Annotated in this window: 1 protein-coding gene; it reads left to right on the top strand. The window is 74.8% G+C overall.

All coding sequences use genetic code 11. From position 1 onward, the window contains the following. The coding region (locus IE313_RS34490; protein ID WP_189939315.1) for a type I polyketide synthase at positions 1-4,476 on the top strand (4,476 nt) is incomplete at both ends.

Genomic DNA, 4,476 nt, shown 5'->3' with positions numbered 1-4,476 from the left:
GCCGCGACCGACCCGAAGCCACCGCACTCACCCACGCGGTCCTCACCGCCCACACGAACGGCACCACACCCCTGTGGAGCACGCTGTTGCCGGCCGCGGAGTCGGCCGACGGTGTGGACCTGCCCACGTACCCGTTCCAGCGGCGCAGCTACTGGATCAGGTCGAGCGTGATCACCGATCCGAGCGGTCTCGGCCAGGCGGCCACGGACCATCCGCTGCTGGACGCGGTGATCGAGCTGCCGGACGGCGAGGGGCACGTGTTCACCGGCCGGGTGTCGCTGTCCTCGCACCCGTGGCTGGCCGAGCACGCCATCGGCGGGGCGGTCATCGTGCCGGGTACGGCCTATGTCGACCTGGTGCTGCACGCCGCCGAGCACACCGGCGGCGGCCACATCGACGAGTTGACGCACCATGTGTTCCTCGCGGTGCCGGAGCAGGGCGCCCTGCACCTGCGGGTCACGGTCGGGGCCGCGGACGACCTGGGACGGCGCACGTTCACCGTCCACTCCCGGCCCGAGGACGCACCGCAGGACACCGAGTGGACCCGGCACGCCAGCGGTCTGATCGCGGCCGGTGCGCAGCCTGAGCCGCCCGCACTGACGGCCTGGCCGCCCGCGGAGGGCACACCCGTCGACGTCGACCGCCTCCAGGAGTGCCTGGCCGGTGTCGGTTTCGGCTACGGGCCGCTGTTCCTGGGCCTCGAATCGGCCTGGCTGGCCGGTGACACCGTCTACGCCGAGGTGGCACTGCCCGGGGACGCCGACGCCGAGGCGTTCGGCATCCACCCCGGACTGCTGGACGCGGCCCTGCAGGCGTTCTTCGCCGAGAAGCTGCGCCTCGCGGGCGACGACCCCGCGGCGCTCCAGCTCGGCGTGCCGTTCTCCTGGGCCGGTGTGACGCTGTACGCCGCGGGTGCCGCCCGGCTGCGGGTGCGGATCGGCATCGTGGACGCGGACACGCTCAGCCTGACGATCGCGGACGGCACGGGAGCACCGGTACTCGGCGTCGAGTCGCTGACGACGCGGCAGGTGGGCGCCGACCAGTTGGCGGCGGCGAAGCCGGCGCGTCAGGACCTCTTCACGCTCGCCTGGTCGCCGCTGTCGGCCACGGCCGAGCCCGCCGCCCCCGCCTCTTTCGCGGTGCTGGGCGAGGATGCGGCCGGTCTCGGCGGCCTCCTCTCCGCCGCCGGTCTCGCCGGAGGTGCCTACGCGGATCTGGCGGCGCTGTCCGCCGCGGTGGCCGACGGCGCCTCGGTACCGGACGTCGTTCTGCTGCCCCGGGACGGAGCCCCGGGGACCGGCCCCGGGGCGGGCGTGGGAGAAGGCCCGGGGGCGGAGCCGGCGGCGGACGCGGGTGAGGCGCCGCGGGCGGTCGGCGAGCATGCCGGCGCGGTGCGCGGTCTCCTCCTGGACACCCTGACCGTCACCCAGCGGTTCCTGGCCGACGAGCAACTGGCCGCGGCCAGGTTGGCGTTCGTGACGCGGGGCGCCGTGGCGACGGCGGCCGGCGAACCGCTCGCCGACCTGGCCGCCGCGCCGGTGTGGGGCCTGATCCGCACCGCGCAGGCCGAGGAGCCCGGGCGGCTGCTGCTGGCCGACCTCGGGGCCGCGGAGGACGGTGGCCAGGGCGTGTCCGCCGAGGCGCTGCTGCTGGCGCTGGGCTGCGGCGAGCCGGGCACCGCGCTGCGCCGCGGCGCGATCCTCGTACCGCGGCTGGCTCCGGTGCCGGACGACGGGGCGGTGGCGGAAGGCGGTGCACGGGTGGCGCCGTTCGACCCCGACGGCACGGTCCTGATCACCGGCGGCACGGGCACCCTGGGCCGGCTCACCGCCCGCCACCTGATCACCCACCACGGCGCGAGACACCTGCTCCTCACCAGCCGCCGCGGACCCGACGCCCAAGGCGCCACACAACTCCACGACGAACTCACCGCCCTCGGCGCCCACGTCACCCTCACCGCCTGCGACGCCGCCGACCACAAGGCCCTGCGCCGACTCCTCGACGACATCCCCGCCGAGCACCCCCTCACCGCAGTCATCCACACCGCAGGCGTACTCGACGACACCACACTCCAAAGCCTCACACCCGACCGCCTCGACACCGTCCTCCACCCCAAGATCGACGCCGCCTGGAACCTCCACCACCTCACCCGACAACTCGACCTCAAAGCCTTCGTCCTCTACTCCTCCATCGCCGGCACCCTCGGCAACCCAGGACAAGCCAACTACGCCGCCGCCAACACCTACCTCGACGCACTCGCCCACCACCGCCACACCCAAGGACTACCCGCCACCGCCCTCGCCTGGGGCCCCTGGACCACCACCACCGGCATGGCCACCACACTCGACGGTGCGCAGAGCGCCCGGATCAGCAGGGCCGGGCTGCGCGGCCTGTCCCCGGCCCAGGGGCTCGCGGCGCTGGACGCCGCGCTGACCGCGCATCCGCGGCGGCCTGCGCTCGTCGTGGCGCGGCTGACCGGCGGCGCGCGGGACGCGGGCGACCGGGCACGGCGCGCGGGCGGGGCGGGCTCGCTGGTCCAGCGGCTCGCGGGACTCGGCGAGGCCGAGCAGAGTGCGCTGGTCCTGGAGCTGATCCGCACCCACGCGGCGGCGGCCCTGGGCCACGCGGGACCGGAGGCGGTCGAGCCCGACCAGGCGTTCCAGCAGCTCGGTTTCGACTCGCTGACCGCGGTCGAGCTGCGCAACAACCTCAACACCGCCACCGGCCTGCGACTGCCCGCCACCGCCCTCTTCGACCACCCCACCGCCACCGCCCTCGCCGCCCATGTGCGCGATGAGCTGGCCGACGCGGGGGCCGGCTCCCGAACCGCCGCGGCCGGTGCGGCGCGGACGCCCGGCTCGGCAGCGGTCGCGGCGGACGAGCCGATCGCGATCGTCGGCATGGCCTGCCGCTACCCCGGGGGCGTCACCACACCGGACGAGCTGTGGGACCTGGTCACGTCCGGCGGGGACGGCGTCGTGGCGTTCCCCGACGACCGGGGCTGGGACGTCGACGGGCTCTACGACCCGGACCCGGACCGAGCGGGCAAGAGCTACACGCGGCACGGCGGGTTCCTCCAGCGCGCCGGCGACTTCGACCCCGACTTCTTCGGGATCAGCCCGCGCGAGGCCCTGGCGATCGACCCGCAGCAGCGGCTGCTGCTTGAGGTGTCCTGGGAGGCCCTGGAGCGGGCCGGCATCGACCCGGCCACCCTGCGCGGCAGCGCCACCGGCGTGTTCGCCGGTGTGATGTACGGGGACTACGGTGCCCGCCTGATGAAGCGGGCACCCGAGGGCTTCGAGGGATACCTGAGCGCCGGCAGCGCGTACAGCATCGCCTCGGGCCGGGTCGCCTACACGTTCGGTCTTGAGGGGCCTGCGGTGACGGTGGACACGGCGTGTTCGTCGTCGCTGGTGGCGCTGCACCTGGCGGCGCAGGCGCTGCGCGGTGGTGAGTGCGATCTGGCGCTGGCCGGTGGTGTGACGGTGATGGCGACCCCGGCGACGTTCGTCGAGTTCAGCCGGCAGCGGGGGCTTTCGCCGGACGGGCGCTGCAAGGCGTTCGCGGCCGCCGCCGACGGGGTCGGCTGGGCCGAGGGCATCGGCATGCTGCTCGTGGAGCGGCTCTCGGACGCCGAGCGCAACGGGCACCGGGTGCTCGCCGTGGTACGGGGCTCGGCCGTCAACCAGGACGGTGCGAGCAACGGCCTCACCGCCCCCAACGGCCCCTCCCAGCAGCGGGTGATCCGTGCCGCCCTGGCCGCCGCCCGCCTCACACCGGCCGACATCGACGCCGTCGAGGCCCACGGCACCGGCACCAGCCTCGGCGACCCCATCGAAGCACAGGCACTCCTGGCCACCTACGGCAAGAACCGACCCACCGACCGACCCCTATGGCTCGGCTCCATCAAATCCAACATCGGCCACACCCAAGCCGCCGCCGGAATCGCCGGCATCATCAAAATGGTCCACGCCATGGACCATGGGGTGCTCCCCCACACGCTGCACGTGGACGAGCCGTCGCCGCACGTCGACTGGGACTCCGGAGCCGTCCGGCTGCTCACCGAGCAGACCCCCTGGCCGACCGCCGACCGGCCACGACGCGCCGCCGTCTCCTCCTTCGGCATCAGCGGCACCAACGCCCACATCATCCTGGAGGCCCCGGCGCCCGCCCCCGCCGAGGACGAGGCACCCGCTTCGGGTTCTCCGGTGCCGGTGGTGCCGTGGGTGCTCTCCGCCAGGACCGACGAGGCGCTGCGCGCCCAGGCCGCACGGCTGCGCGAGTTCGCCGCCGCCCGGTCCGACCTGCCGACCGGGGAGGTCGGCGCCGTGCTGGCCACCCATCGCAGCCACTTCGCGCACCGCGCCGCCGTGGCCCCCGCCACCGACGACCGGGACGCCTTCCTCGCCGGACTCGACGCCCTCGCCCAGGGCCGACCCTCCGCAACGGTGACCCAAGGCACCGCCGTCCCCGCAC

The organism is Streptomyces sulfonofaciens (assembly GCF_014656295.1).
Taxonomy (GTDB): Bacteria; Actinomycetota; Actinomycetes; order Streptomycetales; family Streptomycetaceae; genus Streptomyces; species Streptomyces sulfonofaciens.
Note: the sequence above shows the minus strand (reverse complement) of the source record. Positions and strands in the feature narration are given on the sequence as shown.